The 24,897-nt window shown below is 64.1% G+C and carries 22 protein-coding genes; 11 read left to right on the top strand and 11 right to left on the bottom strand.

Annotated elements, in window-relative coordinates; genetic code table 11:
* Nucleotide 1: 1 nt before the first annotated feature.
* Both BSP239C_RS02575 and BSP239C_RS02570 read right to left on the bottom strand, forming a co-directional pair.
* Complete coding sequence (locus tag BSP239C_RS02575; protein ID WP_101570055.1) at nucleotides 2–988, bottom strand: electron transfer flavoprotein subunit alpha/FixB family protein; 987 nt, start codon at nucleotides 986–988, stop codon at nucleotides 2–4.
* Between the two features lie 11 nt (nucleotides 989–999).
* On the bottom strand, nucleotides 1,000–1,776 hold the full coding sequence (locus BSP239C_RS02570) for an electron transfer flavoprotein subunit beta/FixA family protein (protein WP_101570054.1): 777 nt from the start codon (nucleotides 1,774–1,776) through the stop codon (nucleotides 1,000–1,002).
* A gap of 402 nt (nucleotides 1,777–2,178) precedes the next feature.
* On the opposite strand from BSP239C_RS02570, the gene BSP239C_RS02565 reads away from it, so the two are divergent.
* A complete protein-coding gene (locus BSP239C_RS02565) occupies nucleotides 2,179–2,637 on the top strand; it encodes an Lrp/AsnC family transcriptional regulator (protein WP_101570053.1) in 459 nt (152 codons plus the stop codon).
* Nucleotides 2,638–2,661: 24 nt separating this feature from the next.
* Here BSP239C_RS02565 and BSP239C_RS02560 read toward each other — a convergent pair whose 3' ends face one another.
* From BSP239C_RS02560 to BSP239C_RS02550, 3 genes are all read right to left on the bottom strand, one after another.
* Nucleotides 2,662–3,675 (bottom strand): ABC transporter substrate-binding protein, encoded by a 1,014-nt coding sequence (locus tag BSP239C_RS02560; RefSeq protein ID WP_101570052.1) that lies wholly within the window; start codon nucleotides 3,673–3,675, stop codon nucleotides 2,662–2,664.
* A gap of 100 nt (nucleotides 3,676–3,775) precedes the next feature.
* Nucleotides 3,776–5,647, bottom strand: a complete 1,872-nt coding sequence (locus BSP239C_RS02555) for a siderophore-interacting protein (protein WP_145997397.1) — start codon at nucleotides 5,645–5,647, stop codon at nucleotides 3,776–3,778.
* Nucleotides 5,648–5,812: 165 nt separating this feature from the next.
* Nucleotides 5,813–6,463, bottom strand: coding sequence for a TetR/AcrR family transcriptional regulator (locus BSP239C_RS02550; RefSeq protein ID WP_219618829.1), 651 nt, complete (start codon nucleotides 6,461–6,463; stop codon nucleotides 5,813–5,815).
* 145 nt (nucleotides 6,464–6,608) lie between these two features.
* Between BSP239C_RS02550 and BSP239C_RS02545 the strand changes: the two genes are divergently transcribed.
* From BSP239C_RS02545 to BSP239C_RS02520, 6 genes are all read left to right on the top strand, one after another.
* On the top strand, nucleotides 6,609–7,214 hold the full coding sequence (locus BSP239C_RS02545) for a hypothetical protein (RefSeq protein WP_257930039.1): 606 nt from the start codon (nucleotides 6,609–6,611) through the stop codon (nucleotides 7,212–7,214).
* Nucleotides 7,215–7,354: 140 nt separating this feature from the next.
* Nucleotides 7,355–8,461, top strand: coding sequence for a pyruvate dehydrogenase (acetyl-transferring) E1 component subunit alpha (pdhA, locus tag BSP239C_RS02540; RefSeq protein ID WP_101570050.1), 1,107 nt, complete (start codon nucleotides 7,355–7,357; stop codon nucleotides 8,459–8,461).
* A complete protein-coding gene (locus tag BSP239C_RS02535; protein WP_101570049.1) occupies nucleotides 8,458–9,477 on the top strand; it encodes an alpha-ketoacid dehydrogenase subunit beta in 1,020 nt (339 codons plus the stop codon). The genes pdhA and BSP239C_RS02535 overlap by 4 nt, the downstream gene beginning before the upstream one ends.
* Nucleotides 9,477–10,880 (top strand): dihydrolipoamide acetyltransferase family protein, encoded by a 1,404-nt coding sequence (locus BSP239C_RS02530; RefSeq protein ID WP_101570048.1) that lies wholly within the window; start codon nucleotides 9,477–9,479, stop codon nucleotides 10,878–10,880. The genes BSP239C_RS02535 and BSP239C_RS02530 overlap by 1 nt, the downstream gene beginning before the upstream one ends.
* A gap of 170 nt (nucleotides 10,881–11,050) precedes the next feature.
* On the top strand, nucleotides 11,051–11,377 hold the full coding sequence (locus tag BSP239C_RS02525) for a DUF3311 domain-containing protein (protein WP_101570047.1): 327 nt from the start codon (nucleotides 11,051–11,053) through the stop codon (nucleotides 11,375–11,377).
* Nucleotides 11,374–12,876, top strand: a complete 1,503-nt coding sequence (locus BSP239C_RS02520) for a sodium:solute symporter (RefSeq protein WP_101570046.1) — start codon at nucleotides 11,374–11,376, stop codon at nucleotides 12,874–12,876. Before BSP239C_RS02525 ends, BSP239C_RS02520 begins: the two co-directional genes overlap by 4 nt.
* A gap of 39 nt (nucleotides 12,877–12,915) precedes the next feature.
* Here BSP239C_RS02520 and BSP239C_RS02515 read toward each other — a convergent pair whose 3' ends face one another.
* The 4 genes from BSP239C_RS02515 to BSP239C_RS02500 all read right to left on the bottom strand — a co-directional run bounded on the left by BSP239C_RS02515 (nucleotide 12,916) and on the right by BSP239C_RS02500 (nucleotide 18,827).
* Nucleotides 12,916–14,544 carry an amidohydrolase gene (locus BSP239C_RS02515; RefSeq protein ID WP_180958895.1) on the bottom strand — a complete coding sequence of 543 codons (1,629 nt, stop codon included), beginning with the start codon at nucleotides 14,542–14,544 and terminating at the stop codon, nucleotides 12,916–12,918.
* Between the two features lie 106 nt (nucleotides 14,545–14,650).
* Complete coding sequence (locus BSP239C_RS02510; RefSeq protein ID WP_101570044.1) at nucleotides 14,651–15,856, bottom strand: acyl-CoA dehydrogenase family protein; 1,206 nt, start codon at nucleotides 15,854–15,856, stop codon at nucleotides 14,651–14,653.
* A 77-nt stretch (nucleotides 15,857–15,933) separates the two neighbouring features.
* Nucleotides 15,934–17,259, bottom strand: coding sequence for a beta-ketoacyl synthase (locus tag BSP239C_RS02505; protein ID WP_101570043.1), 1,326 nt, complete (start codon nucleotides 17,257–17,259; stop codon nucleotides 15,934–15,936).
* On the bottom strand, nucleotides 17,256–18,827 hold the full coding sequence (locus tag BSP239C_RS02500) for a class I adenylate-forming enzyme family protein (protein ID WP_257930037.1): 1,572 nt from the start codon (nucleotides 18,825–18,827) through the stop codon (nucleotides 17,256–17,258). The genes BSP239C_RS02505 and BSP239C_RS02500 overlap by 4 nt, the downstream gene beginning before the upstream one ends.
* 694 nt (nucleotides 18,828–19,521) lie before the next feature.
* Here BSP239C_RS02500 and BSP239C_RS02495 point away from each other — a divergent pair.
* The 4 genes from BSP239C_RS02495 to BSP239C_RS02480 all read left to right on the top strand — a co-directional run bounded on the left by BSP239C_RS02495 (nucleotide 19,522) and on the right by BSP239C_RS02480 (nucleotide 21,891).
* A complete protein-coding gene (locus BSP239C_RS02495) occupies nucleotides 19,522–20,271 on the top strand; it encodes an MFS transporter (RefSeq protein WP_101570042.1) in 750 nt (249 codons plus the stop codon).
* Nucleotides 20,272–20,432: 161 nt separating this feature from the next.
* Nucleotides 20,433–21,104, top strand: a complete 672-nt coding sequence (locus BSP239C_RS02490) for a TetR/AcrR family transcriptional regulator (protein WP_101570041.1) — start codon at nucleotides 20,433–20,435, stop codon at nucleotides 21,102–21,104.
* Nucleotides 21,101–21,442 carry a DUF6204 family protein gene (locus BSP239C_RS02485; protein WP_101570040.1) on the top strand — a complete coding sequence of 114 codons (342 nt, stop codon included), beginning with the start codon at nucleotides 21,101–21,103 and terminating at the stop codon, nucleotides 21,440–21,442. Before BSP239C_RS02490 ends, BSP239C_RS02485 begins: the two co-directional genes overlap by 4 nt.
* Nucleotides 21,439–21,891, top strand: coding sequence for a hypothetical protein (locus BSP239C_RS02480; protein WP_101570039.1), 453 nt, complete (start codon nucleotides 21,439–21,441; stop codon nucleotides 21,889–21,891). Before BSP239C_RS02485 ends, BSP239C_RS02480 begins: the two co-directional genes overlap by 4 nt.
* Here BSP239C_RS02480 and BSP239C_RS02475 read toward each other — a convergent pair.
* A complete protein-coding gene (locus BSP239C_RS02475; protein ID WP_219618828.1) occupies nucleotides 21,866–23,167 on the bottom strand; it encodes an MFS transporter in 1,302 nt (433 codons plus the stop codon). The genes BSP239C_RS02480 and BSP239C_RS02475 overlap by 26 nt on opposite strands.
* Nucleotides 23,168–23,367: 200 nt before the next feature.
* Entirely contained in the window at nucleotides 23,368–24,762 is a 1,395-nt protein-coding gene (locus BSP239C_RS02470; RefSeq protein WP_101570037.1) for an NAD-dependent succinate-semialdehyde dehydrogenase, read from the bottom strand.
* Between the last annotated feature and the right edge of the window lie 135 nt (nucleotides 24,763–24,897).

Raw genomic sequence — 24,897 nt, 5'->3', positions numbered from 1 at the left:
ATCAGGACTGTTTCTCTTTCAAGGTCTCGATCGACTGCGGGACGACCTTGAACAGGTCGCCGACGACGCCGTAATCGGCGATGTCGAAGATCGGCGCCTCGCCGTCCTTGTTCACAGCCACGATCGTCTTCGAGGTCTGCATACCGGCCTTGTGCTGGATCGCACCCGAGATGCCGAGTGCAACGTAGAGCTGCGGCGACACGGAGACACCGGTCTGTCCGACCTGGTGAGACTGGGCGATGTATCCGGCATCGACGGCCGCACGTGAGGCACCGACAGCAGCACCGAGGACGTCGGCGAGTTCGCCGACGAGCTCGAAGGATTCTTCGGAGCCGACACCGCGGCCACCGGAGACGACCTTCGAGGCGCCACGCAGCTCGGGACGCGAAGAGGTCTCGACCACGGCTTCGAAGGAGTCGATCTGGGCCGAGCGCTTGCCGGAATCGGCAACCTCGAGGGCCTGAGCGTTCGCAGACTGGGCTTCCCCACGGGTCTCGATGGATCCCTGACGGATGGTGATGACCGGGGCACCGAAGGTCGGTGCCGAGGTTGCGGTGTAGCCGCCGCCGTAGACGGAGTGGTTGGCTACGATGCCTTCGCTGTCACGCTCGACGCCCAGTGCGTCGACCGAGACGGCCGAGCCGTTGCGGACTGCGAAGCGTCCGGCGATGTCTCTGCCGTCGATCGAGTGCGAGATGAGGATGGCATCGGGTGCGACAAGGTCGCTCGCAGCGCTGAGAGCATCGACTGCGAAGGTTCCCAGAGCGGAGTTGCCCTCTGGAACCTCGGCGGTGAGCACCTGCACGGCACCCAATGATGCGGCCTGCTGCGCCGCGGCCTCGCCGCGACCAGCAGGTGCGAGCACGAGCGCAACGGGTGAACCGATCTCACCGGCACCGCCGAGCAGCTCAGCAGCCGGCTTCTCCAACTGACCCTCGGAGTCGACGGTGAGGACGGCGAGAATGGAGTCTTGTGCGAATTCGGACATATCGATTCTCCTTAGGCCAGGCGGTTCTTGATGAGGTATTCGGCGAGCTCTGCTCCGCCGTTTCCTTCGTCGACGATCTTCTCTCCGGCTTCGCGCGGCGGCTTCTCGGCCACGGTGACCATGATTGATCGTGCTGTGGACTGGTCGTTAGCATCGACCTCGAGGTCGGACAGCGCGATCACCTCGAAGGGCTTCTTCTTCGCGGCCATGATGCCCTTGAAGTTCGGGAAGCGGGCCTCGGGAAGCGCCTCGGTGATGGAGACGACGGCCGGGAGTTCGGCGCTGACTTCCTGCTTGCCGCCCTCGACTCCGCGGGTCCCTGCAACCTTGCCGTCGCTGATCTCAACCGAGGTCAGGCCGGTCACATGCGGGAAGTCCAGGTGCTCGCCGAGCATGGCGGGAATCATGCCGCCGTTGCCGTCGGTGGAGACGTTGCCAGTGACGACGAGGTCGAAGCCGCCACGGCGAATGGCTGCGGCCAGGACTTCGGAGGTGAGGCCGAGGTCGGCGCCGAGGAGTTCCTCGTCGGAGATGTGCACGGCGTTGTCCGCGCCCATAGCCAGGCCCTTGCGGATCGTGGCGGTCGCGGTCGATGGCGCCATCGAAATGACGGTCACCTCGGCTCCGTCACTGCTGTCCTTATAGGAAAGCGCGACTTCGAGGGCACGCTCGCCGATTTCGTCGAGAACCGCTTCCGAGGCGGAACGATCCGCCAAGCCGGTTTCCAAATTCAGTTTCCGATCCCCGTATGTATCCGGGACCTCTTTGACCAACACCGCGATCTTCAAGGATGACTCCTATTCCGTGAGGCAATTCATCTGCAAATGAGACTTCTGCCTCATAATCTACCGTCAGCACGTTCTCGCCCGACACCCGGGTTCACGAGGAAGCCCGGAAAAGTACTCAGTCAGACATCCTACTTCCTGTGTGCCATAGCTAACATGCCAATTGTACGAACGTTCGAACAAATTCTACCCGCCAAAAGCTGATGGGTCGTCATCTCCAAAGCAGATTGGTCATCATCGCGATGTACGAGGCGGCTTCCGAAAGCAGTGAGGAGCGCGCACAGAGAAGGGGCCCTAGAATGGAGGCACCGACCGTGACCAGGCATCGGAAGCCACCGACTGCGACCAGGTACCGGAACTGGACCGAAGAGTCCGACGCCCGCATCAACGTTGAAGGAGCGCCACGTGGCATTCGATCTCGACGACATCGACCGCAGCATCATCGCCGCTCTTGTCGACGACTCACGCCTGAGCGTGCGCCAACTGGCCGAGAGGGTGCACATCTCCCGGTCGGCCGCCCATAAACGCTTCTCGGTTCTCGTCGAGTCCGGGGCGATCAAGAAATTCACCGCCGAGGTGGACCGCAGCGCCCTCGGCATGACCGTGACCGCAGTGGTCGTCGTGAAAATCGGCGATCGCCCGTGGCCCAAAGTCAGAGACGATCTTGCCGAGCTGCCGTTCGTGGAGAAGGTTCAGGCTGTCAGCGGTGACATCGATGCCCTGGTGACCGTGAATGCTCCCGACAACACTGCACTGTCCCAGGTCATCCTGCGCAGGATCCACGAAGTACCCGGCGTGGTGTCCTCCCGCTCTCTGCTCATCCTCGATGAGGCGGAAGGACACAGGCCCGGCTCAGGCCACTGAGCGACTCACTCAGAGTCCCGGCCTTCAGCCCTTCTGGTATTCCTTGATCGCCTTCTCGGCCATCTCGACCCCGTACTTCGCGTCGGAGTATCCGGCGATCGTGGCCTTGCCATGCGGGTAGACATGTCCGGCTTTGACCGCGGGCAGGTCCTTGAAGACCGCCGAATCCATCATCGTCTTCGTCAGCTCGTCGTACTCGCCGCGCATGTTCGAGGTCACGAAGATGACGTCGGCATCGGTCAGGCTCTTGTCGAGGACCTCCATTGAGATCTGGGCCTCGGGCTCCTTGATGCCCGACTTGTTGCCGCCCTGGCTGGCCTTCGCGTACTTCTTGATAGTGGCGTCCTCGTCAGCCGACCAATCCAGGCCGAGCGGAGTGAACAGGGTGCCGACCATGTTCTCACTGCCCCAGAGGTAGGCGGAGTTGTCTTCGAAGGAGGAGACGACTCCGAGCTTCGTGCCCTTGGTGACCTCGCCGTACTCTTCGGCGATCTCCTTCTGCTCCGCCTGGAAGTCGGCGTCGAGCTCTTTGAGATCATCGGTCTGGTTGATCGCCTCGGCGACTTCCTCGACTCGCTGCTGCCAGTTCGCCCGGTCGCCGCCGCGCAGTGTGAATTGGTAGACCGGCGCGATCTCCTCCAACTGCTTGATCATGTCCTGCTCATAGATGTTGGGGGCGAGGATGAGGTCGGGTGACACCTCGGCGAGCTTCTCCAGGTCGGGCTCCTCTTGGGCCACGACAGGGATGTCGCCGAGCTGATCGACCCATTTTTCGGGCACTGAGGGCTCCTGAAATTCGCCCTGCCCGACGGGAGGCAGGTCAAGGTCCATGAGGGTCTCGGTGGCGGCATAGTGCAGGGTCGCGACGTTCTTCGGATCGGCGGGGACTTCGACCTCAGCGCCACTGGAATCCGTGACGGTGCGGGTCTCGGCCTCACCCGAGGCCTCGGCGCCTCCACCACCGCCTGCACAGCCTGCCAATAGTCCAAGACTGGCCACTGAGGCGATCACGGCTGTGGCGATGCGATTGAGTTTCATGTGTTCCTTTCAACGTCGAGCAGGCGGCTCGCGACTGATGACCCCTCCTGGGCAGAGGGAAGAATGCGGGTTGTCAGAGGGACAGGTGAGGGGTGAGCGCTTAAGGCCTTCGGGCGATGACAGCACTGCGGAAGCGTCCGAAGCCCCACCCGATGTCGACGACCTCGACCGACTCGACGCCGAGCTCGGTGATGCAGGCACAGACCTCGCGACTCGTCCACGAAGCGTTTCCGGTCATTGCGAAAGTGGCGACGAGCTCCTCGGCCTGATGGTCATCGGCCTCGGCGTCGTCGGTGAAGGGTTCGACGATGACGAGGCTGCGACTGGACGCGAGAATTCGCGCCAAATGCGCTTTCGCATCCTCTCGCGAACGGCCAGTCAGTCCCGCGAGTACGAGGGTGGTGTCGACGACGGGCCAGGCTTCCTCGCCCGCATGGGCGCGAAGCCCGGGGGAGTGGATGCTGCGTCCTGCCTCCGTGGCCTTGCGCGTGAGGGCGGCGGCCACCTCGGCGCCGGCGTCGCCGGTCAGAGCGATGCTCGAGGCGGAGGCGATGGGGTCGAGATCGAGGATGATGTCGAGGACGTACTGCAGGTGCTCGAGCGTACGGCTCCGGTGAGCGGCGTCGAGAGTGGCGTCGGCCGCGCGCCGTTCCGCCCAGACGAGGAACTCCGTCGCCGAGGTGGGTGTGGCCGTGGACCTGCCACCGCCCCTGATGAGGTCGAGGAGGTTGACGATCGAGAACAGGTCCCGCGCCGCCGGATCGTCAAGGTTGAGTCCGTCCCCGACACCGTCGCCGATGAGTACGGCGCCGGACTGAGTGTTGCGGTAGTTCTCGCCCTCGCGTGTCAGCAGGCCGAGTGCACACAGGGCGGTGAGGACTACGCGTGCACCATCGGGATCGATGCCCGCCTGGGCGGCGATCGCCTCGGCGGTGGTGGCTCCCCCTGCGATGAGATCGCCGATGCCGAGGGTGACTGCGATACGGGTGATGATCGGGGGCAGGATCTCGGTCATCTCATGGACGTCACTGACGATGTTCTGGCTGCTATCGGAAGCCTCTGGGGAACCGACTGATTCGCCTGCGGCAACCTCGGCATTCTCGCCCTTCTCACCTGCGGCAGCCTCAGTGTTCTCGTGCGCTGCGGGCTCGGAGTCCTTCACCGTGGAGACCTTGCGCCAGTACCCGAGGACTTCGACGTCTTCCTTGGGCAGCCCGAGGTCACGTCGCAGGTGACGCCGGATGGGTGCAACGGTCAGCGCCTCACCCGCGCACCATGCGTAAGTTCGGCCTGGGGGCAGAGCGATGTTCTGCACGGCTTCGTACAAGAGGGTGGACTCCCCCGGCGCGGTGGAGCCTCGGACCAGCCAGTCGATTTCGACTTCGGCTTCCGTGCGGATCTCCTGAATATCAGTGGTGCTCGCGACCTCGACGATGATATGTCCCCTGGTGCCTGCGGGAGCGGTCTCGAGCCAGCGACCCACTGCGGGCAGGGCGGTTTCGTCGGCGACGAGCAGGTGGAAATCGATTCCTTCGCTGATGCCGGAGCAGGTCTTGGGTCCGGCGAAATTGAGGCTGTCGCCGACAGCTGCGTCGAAGGCCCAATCAGAGGCGAGTCCCGAGTCGTGGCGGACGACGTCGAAGGTGAAAGAGCTGGAGTCCGCGGCGATGCTTCGAACCGTGTAGTCGCGGGTGAAGTTCAGAGCCTCGCGATTCCAGTTGAACCGGAATTCTCCCTGCTCACCGATGTCGATGGATTCGGTTTCGGGCGTCGGGATGACGAGTTTGACGTGATCGTCGAAGCCCTCGGAGCGGAATTGCGGCCGTGGCATCCCGTTCACCATGCCCGCCGACAAGTCGTCGCCTGCCACTGTCAGGCGTCGCATGTTCGGCGTGATGTCCGTGATGTCCGTGACTTCCACCTCGCGCAGGATGATCGGCAATACCTGCATAGGCCTGGAAGTTCGCGGCATGGATTCAGCTCCGAGGGTCTCTTGACGGATGAAACGTCGAGACCAGGAGTTCGCCGCTTCGAGCAGGTGTGTCAACTGCCAGAGGCATACGAATGCTCCTTCTGTCTCAAAGGTCAGCCTAACCTAACCGATGGAAACCCTACAAGTGCCGACGCCGAGGTTGCCCTAGGCTGGGCTCAGAGTCTTCCTGATCGCTCGGATCGTCAGCTCCAGAGCGGCCGCGCGACCGCTCTGGTCGCGATCACCGGAGCGAGAGCTCACATCGTAGAGGTGCCCCGATCCGATTGTCAGGAACACGTACATCGCCGCCCACTCGACAGGCACATCCCGAGCAATGGAGCCGTCGCCCTGGCCCCTCCGGATGATCGCCTCGACGGGGTCGCCTTCTCCCGGGCCACCCTCGCCAGTCGCGTCGTCACCGCCCGTCGAGGCGGCTCCCGGCCCGGCACTCTGCTCACGTTCCACCTCGGCGAATACATCGTCTGTGATGATCGGATTGTCGGCGAACATGAGCGTGAGGACATCCGGAACGGTGAACAGCTGCGCGCAGACTCTCTCGACGGCCTCGAGGCCGAGACCCGCGTGCAGGCGAGCGCCCTGCAATGCGTCGGTGAACATGCGCGCCCCCTGCCGAGCCACCTCGGCAATCAGGGCCTCACGGTCACCGAAGTGCCGGTAGAGAGTCGTCCGCCCAACACCGATGGAATTCGCGATATCAGCCATCGACGCCCCCGAATCCTCGGCGAGCACGGCCAGCGCCTCCGTGACCAGGGCGCCCTTCCCCAGCCGACGCATTCCGCCGTTCACCTCACCCATCAACGCCCTCATTCCTTCGGCCAGTCTCTTCCTTCCGTCAATCATGCCTGATCACATTTATGGTGGTACACCATTGTTCCAGTTTGGTACACTTATATACCACTTGGTTCGCTGACCCCTACGCGAACCATCGACATTGACGCGAATGCCCGACGATTCCCCACAGATCGTCGTCGCAGCAAGGCTCGGAGAGACCATGGCAGACAGGGAACCCCACACCAACCGCACACATTCGATCGAGACGTCCGAGCCAAACGGCATTTCAGGAAGTCCCGCACCCGACGACGCCTCGGTGTTCGCCCTCGGCTGGACCGAGGTCATCGTCATCGGCGCAGTCTGCGTGGGGGTCGGCATCGCCCTCGGATTCTTCCTTCCCGCGCTGGGTGCCTTCGCCGCGAGATTCCCGATCCCTTTCGGAGATGCCGTCGAAAAGCTCAGCCAATTCGACCAGGCCTGGGTCGTCATCGCCCGACCCATCATCGGTGCGGTAATCGGCGCGATCGCCACCGTTGTCATCACCGTCTCGACGACTCCCTTGCGCATCAGCGATGACGACATCCTCATCGGGCGCCCCGACGACCATCCGCTGCGGATCTCGCGAGCCTCTTTCTCCACTGCCTATTTCGACGGCGGCAAACTGACGGTCCTCACCGCAGGCGGTCACCAGGCGTACAAGGGAGACGTCGAAGGCAAGAAGGATGAGGTCGCCGAAGCGTTCACCTCGCGCGACTATCGATGGGGCGAAATCTGAGCTCCGCACCCCGGCCAAACGTCCCTCCGCCCATACGACAACCGAGCACTTCGTCCACACTTCTCAACACAATCGGCATCGGCGTCCGGGGCTGCTCGCAGACCCTGGATCGGTGACTCGGCTCACGCCACGATGGGGTCATGACCATTGACGTTCCCACCTCTCGCCGCGCACTGCCCCAGCTGCAGCCCGTCAGCTTCATCGGTGCAGACGGACAGCCCGCCGATGTCCCTGCCGATGGGCTCACGATCCCCAGCGATCGCACCCTCTTGGGGCTCTATCAGAAGATGGTGCAGGTCCGTCGATTCGAGGCACAGGTTACGCATCTGACCAGGCAGGGACGCCTGGCGACCTACCCCTCCGCCGCCGGCCAAGAGGCCATCGAGGTCGGTGCGACCACCGCACTGGCACCCAACGACTGGCTGTTCCCCACCTACCGCGACTCCGCGTCGCTGCTGACCCGCGGTGTTCCTGTGACAGAGATCCTCGCGGCCTTCCGCGGCGACTGGCATTGCGGGTTCGATCCGAACGAATATCACACCTCACCTGCGGCGACACCCCTGGCAACGCAGACCCTGCACGCGACCGGCTTCGCCATGGCCGCGAAGCTCAAGGGCGAAGACGCCTGCACCCTGACCTTCCTCGGCGATGGCGCCAGCAGCGAGGGCGACACCCATGAGGCCTTCAACTTCGCCTCGGTGTGGCAGACCCCGACCGTCTTCGTGCTGCAGAACAATCAGTATGCGATCTCGACTCCGCTGCGTGAGCAGTCGAACGCGACCATGCTCGCCGACCGCGCCGCCGGCTATGGAATGCCGGGACTGCGCGTTGATGGCAACGACATCGCCGCCGTGTTCGCCGCCGTTACGGCAGCCCTCGAACGCGCCCGCAACGGTGAGGGGCCGACCCTCATCGAGTGCCTGACCTACCGGATGGAGTCGCACACGAACTCCGACGATCCCACGAAGTACCGTGACGCCGAGGAGGTCGAGCATTGGAAGCAGTTCGATCCCATCGACCGCCTCGAGAAGCACCTGCGCACAGCCGGGGTCCTCGATGACGAGACCGCCGCTGAGATCACGGCGAGCGCAGAGGAGCTTGCCACCTCGGTCCGTGACGCCATGAACACCGAGGCCGAGGTCGATCCGAGCGAACTCTTCGCCTACGTCTATGCGAATCCGCGTGCGAACCTCATCGCCCAGCAGGGCAAGCTCGAAGCCGAGCTGGCAGCGGCGGCTCAGTCATGACCGTCACCGCGCTCACCACGGCAGAAGACGTTCCGGCACCGGCCTCGGTGACGATGACGAAGGCACTCAACCAGGCTCTGCGCGACAGTCTGGCCGAGGACGACACCGTCCTGGTCTTCGGTGAAGATGTCGGTCGCCTCGGCGGGGTATTCCGTGTCACCGAAGGTCTGCGGAAGGAATTCGGACCCGAACGGGTCTGGGACTCGCCGCTGGCGGAGTCCGGCATCGTCGGCACCGCGATCGGTATGGCGATGGCCGGGATGCGCCCGGTCATCGAGATGCAGTTCGATGCCTACGCCTATCCTGCCTTCGAGCAGATCGTGTCCCACGTGGCGAAGATGCGCAACCGCACGAAGGGCCATGTCAGCCTGCCGATCACCATCCGGATTCCCTACGCCGGTGACATCGGCGGCGTCGAGCATCACTCGGATTCCTCAGAGGCCTATTGGTGTTCGACTCCGGGCCTGACCGTCGTCACGCCCTCGAACCCAGCCGATGCCTACTCTCTGCTGCGCGAGTCAGTCGCCTCCGAGGATCCGGTCATCTTCATGGAGCCGAAGTCCCGGTACTGGATGAAGGACAAGCTCAGCCTGCCCGTGCAGACCGCACCGATGGATCGAGCGCAGGTTGTCCGCGAAGGCTCGGACGTGACCCTGCTGACCTACGGTCCCACCGTGCGCACCGCCCTGGCCGCGGCCGAGGACGGTGCAGAGCATGGACTGTCGATCGAGGTCATCGACCTGCGGTCGCTCTCGCCCTTCGACGATGAGACGGTGTCCGCGTCGGTGCGAAAGACGTCTCGTGCCGCGATCATCCATGAGGCTGCCCAGTTCGGTGGCTACGGCGCCGAGGTGGCTGCCCGGGTCACCGAGGCTAATTTCACCCACCTCTCGGCTCCGATCCTGCGGATCACCGGCTTCGATGTGCCCTATCCGTCGCCGAAGCTTGAGGAGTACTTCTTGCCGACCGCCGAACGCATTCTTGATGCCCTCGAATCCTGGGATTGGGAGCTGTGATGGGTGCCGAGACGAGTTCCGCGCGCGCGACGAACGCCCGCGATTTCATCCTCCCCGACCTGGGTGAGGGACTGACCGAGGCCGAGCTCATCAGCTGGCTGGTCAACGTCGGCGATGAGGTCCATGTCGATCAGATGGTCGTCGAGGTCGAGTCCGCCAAGTCCGTCGTCGAGTTGCCGTGCCCATTTACGGGGCGAATCGAGGCGCTGCACGCGAACGCCGGTGACACCGTGTCCGCAGGTCAGCCCCTGCTTTCCGTCGCCGAGGCAGGTGCCGGTTCGAGTGCGAACGCGGACTCTGGTCCCGGTTCCAGTTCCGATTCCGGTGCCGGTTCAGATAGCAGCGGCGCGAACCTCATCGGATACGGCACGTCCGAGCCCAAGACGCGGTCGACGAAGAAACGGTCCTTCGGTGCGAAGACCGGCGGCTCAACGGCTGCTCACAGTGCAGTCCCGGCGGCCACTCCCCCGGCCGAACCTTCAGTCTCTCCGGTCTCCTCCCCGATCGTGCGCAAGCTCGCAAAAGACAACGGACTCAGCGCCAAACATCTCCCGGGTACCGGCGCTGGCGGTATCGTCACCAGGGCGGACGTGCTCAAGGCCATCGAGTCCGGCACGACGACCTCCGTCCCGAACAACACCGTTCTGGCCAGTGACGGCCACGTCGGCACTACCACCTCGGCGAACGTGGCCCCTTTCGGGTCACCCGCCGACCGCGATACCAGGACTCCGATCACGGGACTGCGCAAGGTCGTATCCGAGCGTCTGACGCGGTCGCGGCAGGAGATTCCCGAAGCCACGATCTGGCTCGACGTCGACGCCACCGAACTGCTCAATACCAAACGCGCCCTCGAGTCGAGGACCGGGGAGAAATACTCCCTGCTCTCACTCGTGTCCCGTTTCGTCGTCGCGGGGTTGAAGAAGCACCCGATCATCAACTCCTCGATCGACACCGAGAACAACGAGATCGTCACCCACGGGGACATCAACCTAGGCCTGGCCGCGCAAACGCCACGTGGTCTCATGGTTCCCGTCGTCCATGGCGCAGGCGAGATGAGCCTGCGGCAGCTGCGCGACTCGGTATCCGAGACCGTCGGCAAGGCCTCGACCGGCAAGTTCAGCACCCAGGAGCTGACCGGCGGGACGTTCACGCTCAACAACTACGGCGTGTTCGGAGTCGACGGCTCTGCGCCGATCATCAACCTGCCCGAGGTTGCGATGCTCGGCCTCGGACGGATCAAGGATCGCCCCTGGGTCGTCGACGGCGAACTCACCGTCCGCAAGGTCATGTTCTTATCATTCGTCTTCGACCACCGCGCTTGCGATGGTGCCGAACCGAGCCAGTTCCTCACCTTCATCGCCGACTGCATCGAAAACCCGATCTCGCTGCTGCCGGAGCTGTAGTCGCCTGGGGCCAATTGAGGGAGCAGATCTTCAGCTCTCTCCTTTGAGGATTGTGCGCGGCGCACCCCGATTCCACATTTCGGACTGACTTTCACCTCCCGTGACGCGCAGCACTAACCTGGCGCAGTCCGCTCACCTGCGGTGTCCATTCGATGGGGAAGAGGTTGCGCATGTCGGGAGTTCACGATTCGTCACCGCCGCCGCGGCCGCCTCGGCGGCGGTTCTCGTTGCTTTTCCTCATCGTTCCGGTCGTTCTCTATCTGCTCACCCCGTTCGTGGCGAACACGATCGAACCGCGTATCTTCGGGATGCCGTTCATTCTCACCTACACAATCGTCGTCACGATCCTCACCTGGTTCTTCGTGTGGATGGCCGCACGCGGTGATCATTACTACCGCAGCGACAAGGCCGAATACGTCCCAGCCGACGCTGCCTTCGGTGAGGACTATGCGATCGATAGCACCCCCGCAGCCGGTGGAGAGGAGACCCAGAAATGAGCTCTTCAGCGATCATCGCCTGCATCATCTTCGGCCTCAGCATGCTCGCGACCATCGGCATCGGCGTCTGGTCAGGCAGGGGACGTGAGAAGTCACTCGACGAATGGTCGGTCTCCGGACGCGGCCTCGGATTCATCTTCATCCTCCTCCTCATGGCGGGCGAGACCTATACCTCGTTCTCGTTCCTCGGCACCGCCGGCTGGTCGTATTCCTACGGTGTGCCGATCCTCTACCTCATCGGCTACCTCAGCGTCGGGCTCGTTGTCGCCTACCTCGTCGGACCGCTGTTCTGGACCTATGCGGCCAGGCACAAACTCGTCAGCCTCTCCGACATCGTCGAGCACCGTTTCCGCTCGCGGGGTCTGGCGATCCTCGTGGCCGTGCTCGCGACCGTGTTCATCGTCCCCTACATCCAGCTGCAGATTCAGGGTATGGGCGCCGTCGTCAACGCCATGAGCTACGGGGCCATCGACCTCAAGGTCGCCGCCATCATCTCCTTCATCGTCGCCGAGGCGTTCATCCTCTTCTCCGGTCTGCGCGGTTCCGCCTGGGTCAGTGCGCTCAAGGATGGGCTCGTCATCCTCGCCGTGGCCTTCCTCGCGATCTATGTTCCGTTGCACTACTTCGACGGTCTGGCCCCGCTGCTCGACCGGCTCGTGGTCGAGAAGTCACAGTGGCTGACCTTCCCGGGTGCGGGCGAGGGAACGTATGGAAGCGCCTGGTTCATCTCGACGATCATCCTCAACGGGATCACGATCACCGTCTTCCCCACGTCGATCGCTGGTTACCTCTCGGGTACCTCGGCGAACACTCTGCGCCGCAACTCCATCATCCTGCCCTGGTACCAGCTGCTGCTTCTCGTGCCGATGATGGTCGGTGTGGCAGCGCTCTTCGTCATTCCCGCTCTCAAGGATGCAGACTTGGCGCTGTTCTCCGTGGTCATCGACTCGCTGCCGGCCCCGCTCGTCGCTGTCATCGGCGTCGCCGGTGCACTCTCAGCCATCGTGCCGATGAGCGTGTACATGCTCTCGATCGGCTCGATGTGGGGACGCACGGTCCTCGGCGGAGGACTGTCTGGACCGAAGAACTCCGCGACGATGACGAAGGACCAGCTGGCTGCGCGGGGTCTGCGGCAGAAGACACTGTCCCAGTGGGTGTGTCTCATCGTCGGTGTGATTGCCCTGGTGATGAGCCTGCTCATGCCCGACGCACTGGTTGAGCTGTCCGTGCTCAGTTACGAAGGTCTGGCACAGGTCGTGCCCGCCGCGCTCCTCGCCCTCTATTGGCCGCGGATGAGCAAGCAGGCTGCTGCCGCCGGACTCATCGTCGGATCGGTGACCATGGTGGCCCTGCACTACACGGGCAACGATCCGCTGCTGGGCATCAACGGCGGCCTGTGGGCCGTCGCCGCCAACCTCATCGTCGTCGTGGTTGTCACTCTCGCTAAGCCGGACCCGCGTTGGGTTCCGGCGGCGGAGCGGGCGAAGGTGGGCACCTGAGGCACGGCAGCGGCACCTGCACGCACGGCGCCGGAGGCCTCAGCCCGCGTACACCTCGTCCCCACCGACATAGGTCGCTCGCACGTCGATGTCCGCGATTCCGTGCGGGTCGATGCTCAGTGGGTTGTCTCCGAGGACGGTGAAGTCGGCGAGGTAACCCGGCGCCAGCCTGCCTTTGTAAGACTCTTCCCCTGAGGCTTCGGCGGATCCGAGCGTGAAGATCGACAGCGCCTCGGCCGCAGCGACCTTCTGCGAAGCTCCGACGGTGGTCCCATCGTCGACGCCAGTGCGGGTGATCAGTGACTGCAGTCCGAACAGCGGCTGGTAGGGCCCGCACGGATAGTCCGAGGAACCTGCCACCGTCACACCCTTGTCGAGGAACGAGCGGTGAGCGAACATCCTCTCCATCCTCTCCTCCCCGTACCAGGAGTTCAGCGCCCCGCCGTGATAGCCGGGATATCCGGCGAAGGGGACCGCGATGGCGCCGAGGCGGTTCATCCGCTCGAGGATGTCGTCGTCGATGAGGCTGCAGTGTTCGATCCGATGACGTAGGCCCGGGCGTGGAATGCGCTGGGCGACGTCTTCGAACGCGTCGAGGACGAGACGGATCGCGGCGTCCCCGTTGGCGTGGACGCCGATCCTGTTGCCGTCGGCATGGACGCGTTCGACGTTTGCCCGCAGCTCCTCGGTCGAGGTGGTCTGCACACCCTGATAGTTCGGGTCGGTGAAGGGTTCGGAGAGGAGGCAGGTTCGTCCCCCGATCGCTCCGTCGAGGAAGGCTTTGACGCCGATGAGCTTGAGCCGATCATCACCGAATCCACTGCCCACTCCGAGCTCGACGGCCTTGTCATAGTGGTCGATGGACAGGAGCATTCCGATGCGCAGGTTCAGCGCATCGGCATCGCGCACGGCGGAGAGGATCCCGATGTCCTGGGGGCTGATGAGTGCGTCGCAAATCGAGGTCAGGCCCGCGGCGCTCCACTTCGCGATCGTCCGCGCGGCACCGAGCTGCAGATCTTCAACCGTGTCACCGGGGATGAAACGGTCACCGCGGGCAGTGGCCGGCATCAGCACGTTCATCAGCGCCCGCTCGATGAGCTTCCCGTTGAGTCGACCGTCGGAGTAGCGGTCGAAGCGGCCACCGTCAGGGTCGGGAGAGGACTCCTCGATCCCGAGGAATCGCAGTCCGGCAGAGTTGAGAACGCCCCAGTGCCCGGCGACGTGGTTGACGATCACCGGGGTCTCGGGCGCGATCCGGTCGAGTTCGTCGCGGAGGACGATCCCGGTCTTTTCGTCGTCATAGCGACTGCCTTTGACCCATTCCCCCGCCGAGGTGGTGCTGACCTCAGCGGCGATCGTGTCCAACAGGGTGGGAACATTTCCCACCGCTTCATGGGACAGGTCGAGGTGGAGGGCATCACCGGCGGTCATGGCGAGGTGGATGTGGGCGTCGTTGAGCCCCGGGATGATGGTCGAGTCACCGAAGTCGAGCACCTCGGCGGCGGGGAACCGCTCCCGCAGTTCGGCCAGCGTCCCGCTCGCGCTGACGGTCTCGCCGGTGATCGCGAGCGCTTCGGGCTCGGGGGCGCCTGCTTGAATCCCTGCTGGCGTCCCTGCCTGCGACACGATCGAATCCGCGCGCACGATCGTCGGTGTTCTCTCCTCCATGGGATGCTCCGTCTCTGCAGCTGGTGTGAGTTGCTCACCATCGTGCCACGTCACAACCTTCAACGGTCGGACGTCTTTCGCCGCTGAGACCAGCAGACAATTCTCCTCAGCCGTCGAGCAGTGCCGCCGCATACATCGGGCGGGCGGCATCGGCGCTCGGCGGATGGAACAGGCCGGCGGTCGCATCCCGGTAGAGGCGGGAGAGTTCGTGACTGTTGTCGAAGCCGCTGCCACCGCTGCACATGAGTGCTGTCTCGGCCGCGTTCCGGGCCGCATCGGAAGCCTTGATCCGGGCTCCGACCAGGCGCAATGGCCAGCCTGCCCCGTGGTCGACGAGGGCGTCGAAGTCCCTGGTGTAGGCATCGAGCATGGCGGGCACGGCGAGGTAGTCCAGGTGCGCGTCTGCGAGGCGAGCGCGAGTCTCGGGCACCTCGGCGAAGGTGGTTCCGGCCTTCGCAGACTTGCGCTTCTTCAGACCAGCCGCGCCGAGTTCGAGCGCTCGGGCGGCGACACCGGCGTAGACGGAGGCGATGAGCAGCTGGAAATTGCTGGTGATGGCAAAGGTCAGCGGGTCGGGGTGTTTGCCGGCCGGGATGATGCGCGAGACCCGTTCGGGTCGCATGAACACCTCCTTGAGGATCGTCGCCCGCGACTGCGAGGCCCGCATCCCCATGACGTCCCAGTGATCGGAGATCGTGATGCCCTCGGTGCCGCGTTCGATGAAGCCATAGACCAACTGGCCTTCGGCCGGCTGCTCCGCATTGGGGCCTGCGATTCCCTCCTCATCGGCAACGATCTCTCCGTGGACGATTAGTCGGGTCCACACCGGGGACAAGGAGGTGAAGATCTTCACTCCGGTGAGCAGGTAGCCGCCGTCGGAGGTCGGCTGGGCCACCGTGTTCGACCCCTGCATCACCCAGTCGTTGGAGGGTTCGGAGATGCCGAAGGCGAAGATCTCTCCGGCCATCACCTCCTCGAACACCCAGTTCAGGGAGGCATCGCCGCGATCGTTGAGGGCCTTGACGACACCGGTGCACATGAGGTGCATGTTGATCGCCAAGGCCGTGGCCGGGGCCGCTGCAGCCAATCGCTGCTGCAGGCGCGAGACCTCGTGCAGGCTCAGTCCGGGACCGCCGTAGGCGTCTGGAACGAACAGCGTGAGGTAGCCCAGCGACTTCAGCTCGGCGAGGTCCTCGTCGAAGAAGCGATTCTCGCGGTCATAGACGCCAGCGCGTTCGCGGAAGCGCTCGAGCACCTCGTCGGGGAGGTATTTTTCGGCAAGTTCGCCGAGGTGGGTCTCACGGTCAGACATTATGTCTCCTTGTTCACGGGGTCCGTTGCTCATGGAGTCGATTGCTCATTGGGTCGGTTGCTCACCACAGCGGGCAATCAGTCGGTGCGGACTCGGCGCAGGATGATTGCACCGTTGTGTCCGCCGAATCCGAACGACGTCGACAAGACGGTGTCGATCGGCTTCTCAGAATGGTCAACTGCACGGGCCTGATCAGTGACGATGTCCCAGCCGTCGAATTCGCAGTTCTTGAGATTGAGTGTCGGCGGAAGCCTCTGATCTGCCATCGCACGAATGGCGATGATGGCTTCGACGACACCGGAGGCACCAAGGAGGTGGCCCGTGGACGACTTCGTGGCGCTGATCGGAATCGAGTGCGCGGTCTTTCCAAGCGCCGCGTCGAAGGCCTTGAGCTCGGCCGCATCGCCGGCGGGGGTACCGGTGGCATGGGCGTTGATGTGATCGATATCGGCGGCCCTCAGGTCCGCGTCGGCCAGGGCTTCTCGCATCGCCGAGGCAGCACCGCGACCATCGGGGTGCGGATTCGTCGGGTGGTGGGCGTCGCTGGCAGCACCGAATCCTGCGAGTTCGGCGAGCACGGTGGCCCCGCGGGCTGCGGCGCCGGTCTCGGACTCGAGAAGGATCGCGCCGGCACCTTGGCTCATGACGAACCCGGTCCGCGCACTGTCGAAGGGCCTGCTGGCCGAACTCGGGTCGTCTTCGAAGCCGGCGGCCAGGGCCCTCATGTTCGCGTTCGAGGCCAGGTTGATCGCGTTGAGGCAGTCCTCCATCCCGACGACGAGCACCGCGTCGGCGTATCCGTGACGGATGCGCCGCAGTGCTTCGCCGAGGCCGATCGCTCCGCTGGCGCAGGTGGCCGAGACTCCCTGCCCCGGCCCGCGGAAGTCGAAGCGTTGGCTCAGCAGCGCCGCGGCCGAGTCGGGTGCGCCGTGAATCGCCAGTGTCAGGGGAACCGAGCGGGGGCCGCCGTCGAGCAGCGAGCGTGTAGCGTTCTGCATGGCATCGACAGGTCCGGAGCCGGTGGCCGCGATGACGGCGACGCGGGATCGGACCCAGGGGAGTTCGTCGGCGTCTCCACCACGCGATGTCTCCCTCTGAGCCGTCTTCGCGCCAGCTGTCGGGCTCGCGATCCCCGCCTGGGCCAGGGCCTGGTCGGCCGCGGCGACAGCCCAGTGCTGGACCGGGCTGAGACGTCGGGCAAGCGTTCGGGGCAGGACTGCCTCGGCGTCGAAATCTCTCACCTGGCCTCCGATGCGAACAGCCAGGTCCGCGAACTGCTCCCCCTCGAGCACGCCGATCGCGCTGCGGCCGGTGACCACCGAGTCCCAGAGGGAGTCGACGTCATTGCCGCTCGGCGTGATCGCGCCCATCCCGGTGATGACGACGCGGCGTTCTTCTCTCACAGTCTCTGTCCTTGTCCGTCCATGATGAGGTCAACGGTTTCGGTCCGCCGAACCTTCCCGCCGACCGTCCTGGGTAGGCGATCGAGCCGATAGATGCGACGCGGAACGAACTGCGGTGCCAGGCGGGCGCGTGCGTGATTCAGCAGGGCAGCCTTGCCTGCGTTGTCTGCGTTGTCTGCGTTGTCTGTGCTCGCTTCGATGACGAGTACGATGATGCTGCCCAACGCAGGGTCGTCGAGGGCGATAGCGCAGACCTCGCCGAGGTTGTCGTACGTTTCGAATGCGCGCTCGACCTCCGGCAGTGAGACCTTGTGACCTCCGGTGATCGCGATGTCCCCGGCCCGACCGGCCAGCTGCAGCATGCCGTTGACGACCCGCCCCTGGTCATCGACGGTGGCCCAACCGTCCGCGCCGCGCAGCACCGCCTCAGTGGTGCCAGTGACGTAGCCATAGGAACAGGCGGCGGCTCGAATCCACAGAGTGCCGAGTTCGCCCTCGGGAAGCTCTGCACCGGAGTCGTCACGGATCTGGGCACCGATGCTCGGATAGACATGGATCCAGGTGCCGTCACCGTCTCGACTGTCACCGATGAATCCGATCTCGGCAGCACCGTAGTAGCTGATGAGGCGAGCTGCGGGGAGGATCTCGCCGAGGCGGTCCCGGATGCTCGCGGGCAGATTGGCTCCCCCGGTGACGACGAGGTCGACAAAGGCGAAGCGCTCGGAGTCACGGCGGGCAGCCTCGGCGAGGGCACGGACCACTGCGGGGACCGCAACGACGCGGGTGATCTCCTCCGCGGCAATGCGGCTGCCCATCGTAATCGGATCGAATTCGTCGGCGAGATGCACGCTGCCGCCAATCGCCAGACTTTCGATGACGGCGTAGAGCGTGAGGCTGTAGGACACCGGCCCTGGTGCCAAGGTCGCGACACCGGGCAAGGGCCCCAGGTGGGCCGAAGAGACGGCCACGTTCTCCCGATACTGCTGACGGGTTTTGATGAAGGCCTTCGGATTGCTCGTCGTACCCGAGGAGAAGAGCATGAGGAACGGCTCATTCCCGTCCCGAACGGCAGGTGCGGGAGCGGGGAGAGCGGCTGCTTGACGAGCCCGGAAGTCGGTGAGGCTGATGACCGTGCCTGTCCACCCGGAGGCGGCGAGCGCCTCGGCAAGGGCGGGCGAGTCGCTGATCACGACGCCGATCCCGGTGGTTCGGATAACGCCGAGCTGGTGGTTCAGCGGCCACCGCGGGTCGATCGTCGCGGACACGGCACGGTAGCCGGCGAGTCCGGCGATGATGCGTGAGGTGTCGTACGCCGAGGTGGTGCTGATCGCCGTAATCGGTATGTTGTCGGTCTCCGGCGCAGGCGTGGGAGGCAGTGGCTGCGTCCGATGCAGTTCGTCGACGATGGCGAACATGGACCGTGAGTCCTCGACGAGCCCGCTGTAGGTCAGGCGATCTCGGGCACCGACAAGTGCGAGCTGCTCTGGATCGGACTGCGCAACGTTGAGGATCATCGCGGTGATCGGCAAGTGCAGCCTCCTGGATTCGCTGGATCGACGAGTGTTCATCGCGTCCACGGGCAGTCATTACGCCTGCGGGACTCGCCTTCTCAGTATAGGAGCGCACACGACTCGATGCAGTTCTGCTCTCACTCAGCCCGGTAGTCGATACGGTTTCCTGAGTCGCATTTTCGCAGTTTGCCTATTGTGGAATGATTCGATTCTCGCTAACGGTGATCTGAGCACAGAATGACCATGGAGTTCATTTGAGTCATTCCAATATACCGAGGGGCGAATCAAGCCAGGAGCCTCGATTACCTGGGATGATGATTTATCACAGGACTTAATGCGCGCCGGAAAACACCCCAAACGACACCCGGGGTAGATCTTCGCTTCGACACTCGACTAATCGCCGCTATACATTGACTTCGATCCAGCGAAATCATGTTTCTATAGCGTGGAAGTTCTGGGGAGTTCGCCGCGGAGTCCACTACGCCACACGCTCACTGACGAGCGAGACACCAACGAAGGGACTCACCGTGGAGCCTCTCCTGCTTTCTCACTGCCATCATCAGCGGAACCGGGCTGCTCATCCTCGCTCGCATCATCCTGGGCCTGCCGAGTCACCGATCTTCCCGGGCGCAATGAAGGCCACCGGCTATTGGTTCCCGCGATCTGAGCGCGGGACAGCGACCGCCATCTTCGACTCCGGGCAGCGTCTGTCCAATGTCGTCGGGTTCCCCCTGGTGGCAATGGCGGTGCAATGAACCGCCTCGGCAAACTCAAGGACACCGAGCTCGACTACATCCGGGAGGGCGGTGCACAGGACGAGGACGCGCCTCGCCCCAACCCCCTGGCGAACCTGGGATACATCCTCAAACAACGCAAGGTCTGGGGGATGTCACTGGGCCTGGGCTGCGCCGGTTACACGCAGTGGATGCTGCTGACCTGGCTGCCTGGATATCTGCAGTCGGAGATGGGGATGAGCATCATGTCTTCAGGCATCTTCACCGCACTGCCCTGGCTCGTCGCAGTGGCCGTGGAGTTCATCTTCCCCGGCTGGCTGCTCGACCACCTCATGCGCATCGGCAAGTCCGGCACCGCGGTTCGCAAGGTCTTCATCATCTCGGGCATGCTCATCGCCATGACGGTCATGGGTGCGGCATTCACGCACGATCCGGCGTGGGCACTGTTCTGGATCACTCTGGGAACAAGCGGAATCACGATCACCTTCTGCGTAACGAACTCACTGCCCGCGCTCATCGCCCCCGAGGGCGGAGTCGGGGCCACCGGATCGATCATGAACTCAGTGAATAACCTCATCGGCGTTTCGGCACCGATCGTCACCGGTTTCGTCGTGCAGGCGACCGGCGGCTTCAGCGCCGCCTTCATCGTCTGCGCGGTCATACTGGCCATCGGAATCTTCTTCTTCACCGTGGTGCTCGGCCCCATCGTCCAGATTCCCACCGCCGAAGAGCGCGCCGCCGCGAAGGCAGCTGAGCTCCAGGGCTGAACCGCGTTTGAAACTGTACCGCGCCAGAGCTGACCTGCGCGCGCTGCCTCCACCCGCCCGTGCCCCTGACACAGGCGTGCGGCCGAACCCGGATCGGCAGCCGTCGGCATCGCCTAAAGATACATTTAAGTATTCAGATACCCTCATGTATCCTTATATTTATGATATCACCAACCGACTCCGAGCACCGCCCGGTTCGCCTCACACGCAAGGAGAGTCGCGAGAGAACTCGGCGAGACCTCGTCGCTGCGGCGATCGAACTCTTCGCCGCTCAGGGGGTGTCAGGCTCCCCGCTCAATGCTGTGGCCGAGCACGCGGGGTTCAGCAGGGGTGCAGTGCATGGGAACTTCTCCGGCAAGGACGAGCTTGCCCGCGCCGTGGTCCACTCAGTCTCGAATGACCTCGGCGCACAGCTGGCTGAAGCTCTCTCCCGCGCCGCCTCAAGCAGAACACGGCTGGCAGACTACATCACCACCTCGATGGACTACTCCCGTGCCAAGCCGGCCTCGGCCGCAGCCATCGTCGCCGCCGTCGGCTACCTCAGCCGCAACGGCACCGAGTCCTACGAAGATCGCGCCAGGGACTCCGTCGGCGATCTGATCGCACTGTTCGAGGACGGACAGCGGCTGGGGGAGATGCGGAGGTTCGACCCGCTCACGATGGCACTGGCACTCCGCTCGGTCCTCGACACGGCGGCCGCGAGCCTGAGCAGCAGCAGCAGAGCACCTGTTGGTGCCTCCCGCACAGAAGCCATGACAGCTGAGTTCGTGTCGCTCTTCGACCATGCCACCCGCAGCACCACCAACGCAGCTCCAGAAGGAACACATCTATGATTCGCACCTACCGCACCACGGTCCGAGGCCGCTTCATCGACCTCGATGACTCCCAGCGCACGTCCCTGCGAGAAGCACAGGAGGACCACGATATGTTCGCCGCGCGCTTCACACCGGAGGGGACGTTCCTCTACACACCCGAACTCGTGAACTATCAGCACCGATTTCTGCTCTCCATCGACGAAGCAAATCCCGATGACGCCGATGTGGCGGCGAGCATCCGAGCTCAGGAACTCTCCGAAGCCGACCTCAAGAATCGGGGTCTCGACGGCAGGACCGTCGATGTCTCCCCCGTGTGCGTCGAGGATGTCAAAGTGCGCTCGGGGCCACGCCGATGAATTCTGAGCATCCGACGCTCGAGACCGCGGATGCAGCACCGAACCTGGATGCTGCACTGCTCCTAGCCGGGGCGAAGAGTTCACTGGACACTGTGATCGGCACTGCGCTCTCTCGCGTGGGCCTGTCACTCGACGATCTCCGCCGGCTGCGGATCATCGGCGCGCGCCCGCAGGGACTGACCCGGGAGAATCTCGCCGAGGCGATGGGCGAGACCCGGTCGTCTACGGTGCGTTCCAGCCTTCCTCTGGTCAAGCTCGGCTGGCTTTCACGTTCGGAGTCCGGCGACTTCACCCTCACCGACAGCGGCCGAGTACTCATCGACCAGGCTGAGGGCATTGCCGAGAACGCGGCAAGCCGCTGGTTCACTGACACCGCACTCAGTCCGGCAGAGGTGATCTCGACCCTGACATCGGGTTCCGGTGTCAATGCCGCCGATTCTCGGAGATGACGTGCCCCGGAGGCCCAGAGTGACCGCTTCCCTCACGGCCGACTGATGCGCGGTTGGCGCTCGAGACTTGAGCTCTCCCACGCTGCTGCACCTTCATGCAGAGGAATGCGGCGGCGACCATGGCGACGCCGGCCCCTGCCATCAGGACACCGGTCTCCACCTCGTGCAGAGCGGCGAAGACCGCCACGCCCAGGGCTCCTCCAACGTTGCGCGCAGTGCTTCCAGCACCCGAGGCCAATCCTGGCCTCTGCGGCAGGGCATGCATGGCCGCCGCCACGATCGCAGGCATCAGGATCCCGACACCGATCGCCCACACGACGAGGGCGCACGACAGGAGCCACAGACGTGCCCCCGAGATCGTCAGCCCCATGAGCCCCAGGCCCACTCCAGCCACGATGAGCCCCACTGCGCTTGTCTTCCAGACGCCGAGCCGGTTGCTGATCACCCCTGACAACGCCCCGAAGAACGGCAGCGGCAGCAGGGCAGGCAGTGTGGCCAGCCCTGCCTGGAACGGAGACAGCCCTCGTTCGTCCTGGAAGTACTGGGTAAGGAGGAACAGTGAGCCGAGGACACAGAAGTTCAGCAGTCCCGCAATGACGCAGGCGATGGCGAACCTCGCTCGCATTGGGTGCGAGGACTCGGACGGCCCGGCATCCTCGATCAGGTCACCGCCTCCTCGGCCGAGTCTTCTCGACGGGACCGATGTTCTCGACGGTGAGGACTGCACAAGGATCGGGATGAGCGCCAGCAGAATGACCGGCAGATTCAGCCAGAAGACCGCCCTCCAGTTGCCGACGTCGACGAGCAGTCCTCCCAGCAGAGGCCCGATCGGCAGAGCGATCCCGCCCAGAGCCGCCCAGAGTCCGACGAGCTTGCTTCGCTCGCGCTCGTCCGCGGCCGATTCGGAGAGCATCGCCAGGGTCCCAGCCATCGTTGCGGCAGCCCCCACGCCCTGGAGGGCGCGCGAGGCGACGAGCAGATCGATCGTCGGCGACAGCGAGCAGGCCAGCGAACCGAGGAAGAAGCAGAGGTAACCGAGAACCACGACACGACGGTGGCCCCATCTGTCCCCGATTGCGCCGAACGCGAGCAGCAGCGCTGCCAGGACGAAGGTATAGGCATTGACGACCCCGGCCATCCCCGTCTGACCTGCCTGGAGGTCAGCATTGATCTGCGGCAGCGCAACATTGACCACTGTCACATCGAGGAGAACGAGGAAGTGTCCGGCACACAGGCCGAGGATGAGCATTCTGGGCATCCGTCTCGCCTCATTCATGGGTTCGCTCATCGGTCAGGGACGTCACAGACGCTACCGAGTGCCTCCCCGAGTGTCGAGGTTCCGACGAACCTCACCCACGGTGCCCGTCATAGGGTGAAGTCTTGATCCCACCGTGACAGCACAACGCGGGCGCTGCGCTGAGAAACGGGTGCGCACCCGCGTCTCAGTTCAGCGCCCGCGTCTGGAATCGGTGACGGTCAGCCAGCGACGTAGTACATGCGCTTGTTGACGAACTCGTCCATGCCGTAGGGGCCGAGCTCGCGGCCGAAGCCCGAGCGCTTGGTGCCGCCGAAGGGGATCTCGGCGCCTTCCCCGGCGGGGGTGTTGACGTTCGACATGCCGACCTCGAGGCGCTGGGCGAGCTTCGCGGCACGCTCCTCGTCCTTGGCGAACACCGCGCCGCCGAGGCCGAAGCGCGTGTCGTTGGCCAGCTTGAGGGCCTCATCGTCGCTGGTCACCTTGTACACCGTGGCCACCGGCCCGAAGAGCTCTTCGCGGTAGGCGTCCATGTCAGAGGTGACTCCGGTCAGCACGGCTGGCGAGACGTAAGCCGAGCCGTCCGATGCCAGCTCGCCGCCGACGAGTGTCGCACCCTGCTCGACAGCGCGGTCGAGCTGCTTGCGCAGGTTCTCTGCGGCTCCACGGGAGGACAGCGGCGAGTACTTGCCGTCGCCCGCCTCGGCGGGAGTCCCCTTCGTCCAATCCTGGGCGCGCTTGGTCAGTCCGGTGACGAAGTCGTCGTAGATGTCGTCCATGACGATCATGCGCTTGTTCGCGTTGCAGACCTGGCCGGTGTTGTAGAGACGAGTGCCCCAAGCAGTGTCGACGGCTTCGTCCATATTGTCCGTGTCGAGGACGATGTAGGGATCGGAGCCGCCGAGTTCGAGTACGGCCTTCTTCAGGTGCTTGCCCGCTGTGGCCGCGACGGCCGAACCGGCGCGCTCGGAACCGGTCAGCGAGACGCCTTCGAGCCGATCGTCGGCAATGATGGTCTCGATCTGATCGTGGGTGGCGTAGATGTTGTTGTACACACCTTCAGGAACGCCGGCCTCCTTCATGATCTCGGCGATCTTCGCCGACGAACGAGGGCAGATCTCAGCGTGCTTGAGGATGATCGTGTTGCCGAGGACGAGGTTCGGTGCTGCGAAGCGGGCGACCTGATAATACGGGAAGTTCCACGGCATGATGCCCAGCAGCGCGCCCACGGGGCGGCGCTGGATGAAAGCCTTGCCGCCCGACATCGACTTGATGGGTTCGTCGGCGGCGAAATCCGGTCCGTTGTCCGCGTAGTAGTTGAAGATCTCCTCGCAGAATTCGGCCTCCTCGATGCCTTCCGCGACGGGCTTTCCCATCTCTTCTGCGATGATCTTCGCGAGTTCTTCCTTGTGCTCCCCGAAGAGCGAGGCAACCTTATTGACGATCTTTCCGCGTTCTTCGGTGGTCTTCTCCCGCCAGCTCAGGAAGCCCTGGTGAGCGCCCTCAAGGACCTCCTCGATCTGTGAGTCGGTGGCGTTCTCGAAGCGTTCGACGACTTCGCCCGTGGCCGGATTCTCGACGCGGTAACCGCCTGCAGCACTGCCTACATTGCTCATTCCAGACTCCTTTGACTTGTGTGGCGCCCGGGTGGCGCCGGAAAAGGCGTTTGCCTACCTGATCACCGTCGAAATCGACGGATTGCGTAGGCCCACCTCTCACGCTATCAACACGTGACGTGCGCAACAAGTGCC

It is taken from the genome of Brevibacterium sp. 239c (assembly GCF_900169365.1).
In the GTDB taxonomy this organism is placed as follows: domain Bacteria; phylum Actinomycetota; class Actinomycetes; order Actinomycetales; family Brevibacteriaceae; genus Brevibacterium.
Note: the sequence above shows the minus strand (reverse complement) of the source record. Positions and strands in the feature narration are given on the sequence as shown.

Coding starts and splice junctions, on each gene's coding strand:
- BSP239C_RS02575 (WP_101570055.1), bottom strand. CDS start 988: ATGTCCGAATTCGCACAAGACTCCATTCTCGCCGTCCTCACCGTCGAC.
- BSP239C_RS02560 (WP_101570052.1), bottom strand. CDS start 3,675: ATGAAACTCAATCGCATCGCCACAGCCGTGATCGCCTCAGTGGCCAGT.
- BSP239C_RS02555 (WP_145997397.1), bottom strand. CDS start 5,647: ATGCCGCGAACTTCCAGGCCTATGCAGGTATTGCCGATCATCCTGCGC.
- BSP239C_RS02550 (WP_219618829.1), bottom strand. CDS start 6,463: ATGGGTGAGGTGAACGGCGGAATGCGTCGGCTGGGGAAGGGCGCCCTG.
- BSP239C_RS02545 (WP_257930039.1), top strand. CDS start 6,609: ATGCCCGACGATTCCCCACAGATCGTCGTCGCAGCAAGGCTCGGAGAG.
- pdhA (WP_101570050.1), top strand. CDS start 7,355: ATGACCATTGACGTTCCCACCTCTCGCCGCGCACTGCCCCAGCTGCAG.
- BSP239C_RS02535 (WP_101570049.1), top strand. CDS start 8,458: ATGACCGTCACCGCGCTCACCACGGCAGAAGACGTTCCGGCACCGGCC.
- BSP239C_RS02530 (WP_101570048.1), top strand. CDS start 9,477: ATGGGTGCCGAGACGAGTTCCGCGCGCGCGACGAACGCCCGCGATTTC.
- BSP239C_RS02525 (WP_101570047.1), top strand. CDS start 11,051: ATGTCGGGAGTTCACGATTCGTCACCGCCGCCGCGGCCGCCTCGGCGG.
- BSP239C_RS02520 (WP_101570046.1), top strand. CDS start 11,374: ATGAGCTCTTCAGCGATCATCGCCTGCATCATCTTCGGCCTCAGCATG.
- BSP239C_RS02515 (WP_180958895.1), bottom strand. CDS start 14,544: ATGGAGGAGAGAACACCGACGATCGTGCGCGCGGATTCGATCGTGTCG.
- BSP239C_RS02510 (WP_101570044.1), bottom strand. CDS start 15,856: ATGTCTGACCGTGAGACCCACCTCGGCGAACTTGCCGAAAAATACCTC.
- BSP239C_RS02500 (WP_257930037.1), bottom strand. CDS start 18,827: ATGAACACTCGTCGATCCAGCGAATCCAGGAGGCTGCACTTGCCGATC.
- BSP239C_RS02495 (WP_101570042.1), top strand. CDS start 19,522: ATGAACCGCCTCGGCAAACTCAAGGACACCGAGCTCGACTACATCCGG.
- BSP239C_RS02490 (WP_101570041.1), top strand. CDS start 20,433: ATGATATCACCAACCGACTCCGAGCACCGCCCGGTTCGCCTCACACGC.
- BSP239C_RS02485 (WP_101570040.1), top strand. CDS start 21,101: ATGATTCGCACCTACCGCACCACGGTCCGAGGCCGCTTCATCGACCTC.
- BSP239C_RS02480 (WP_101570039.1), top strand. CDS start 21,439: ATGAATTCTGAGCATCCGACGCTCGAGACCGCGGATGCAGCACCGAAC.
- BSP239C_RS02475 (WP_219618828.1), bottom strand. CDS start 23,167: ATGAATGAGGCGAGACGGATGCCCAGAATGCTCATCCTCGGCCTGTGT.
- BSP239C_RS02470 (WP_101570037.1), bottom strand. CDS start 24,762: ATGAGCAATGTAGGCAGTGCTGCAGGCGGTTACCGCGTCGAGAATCCG.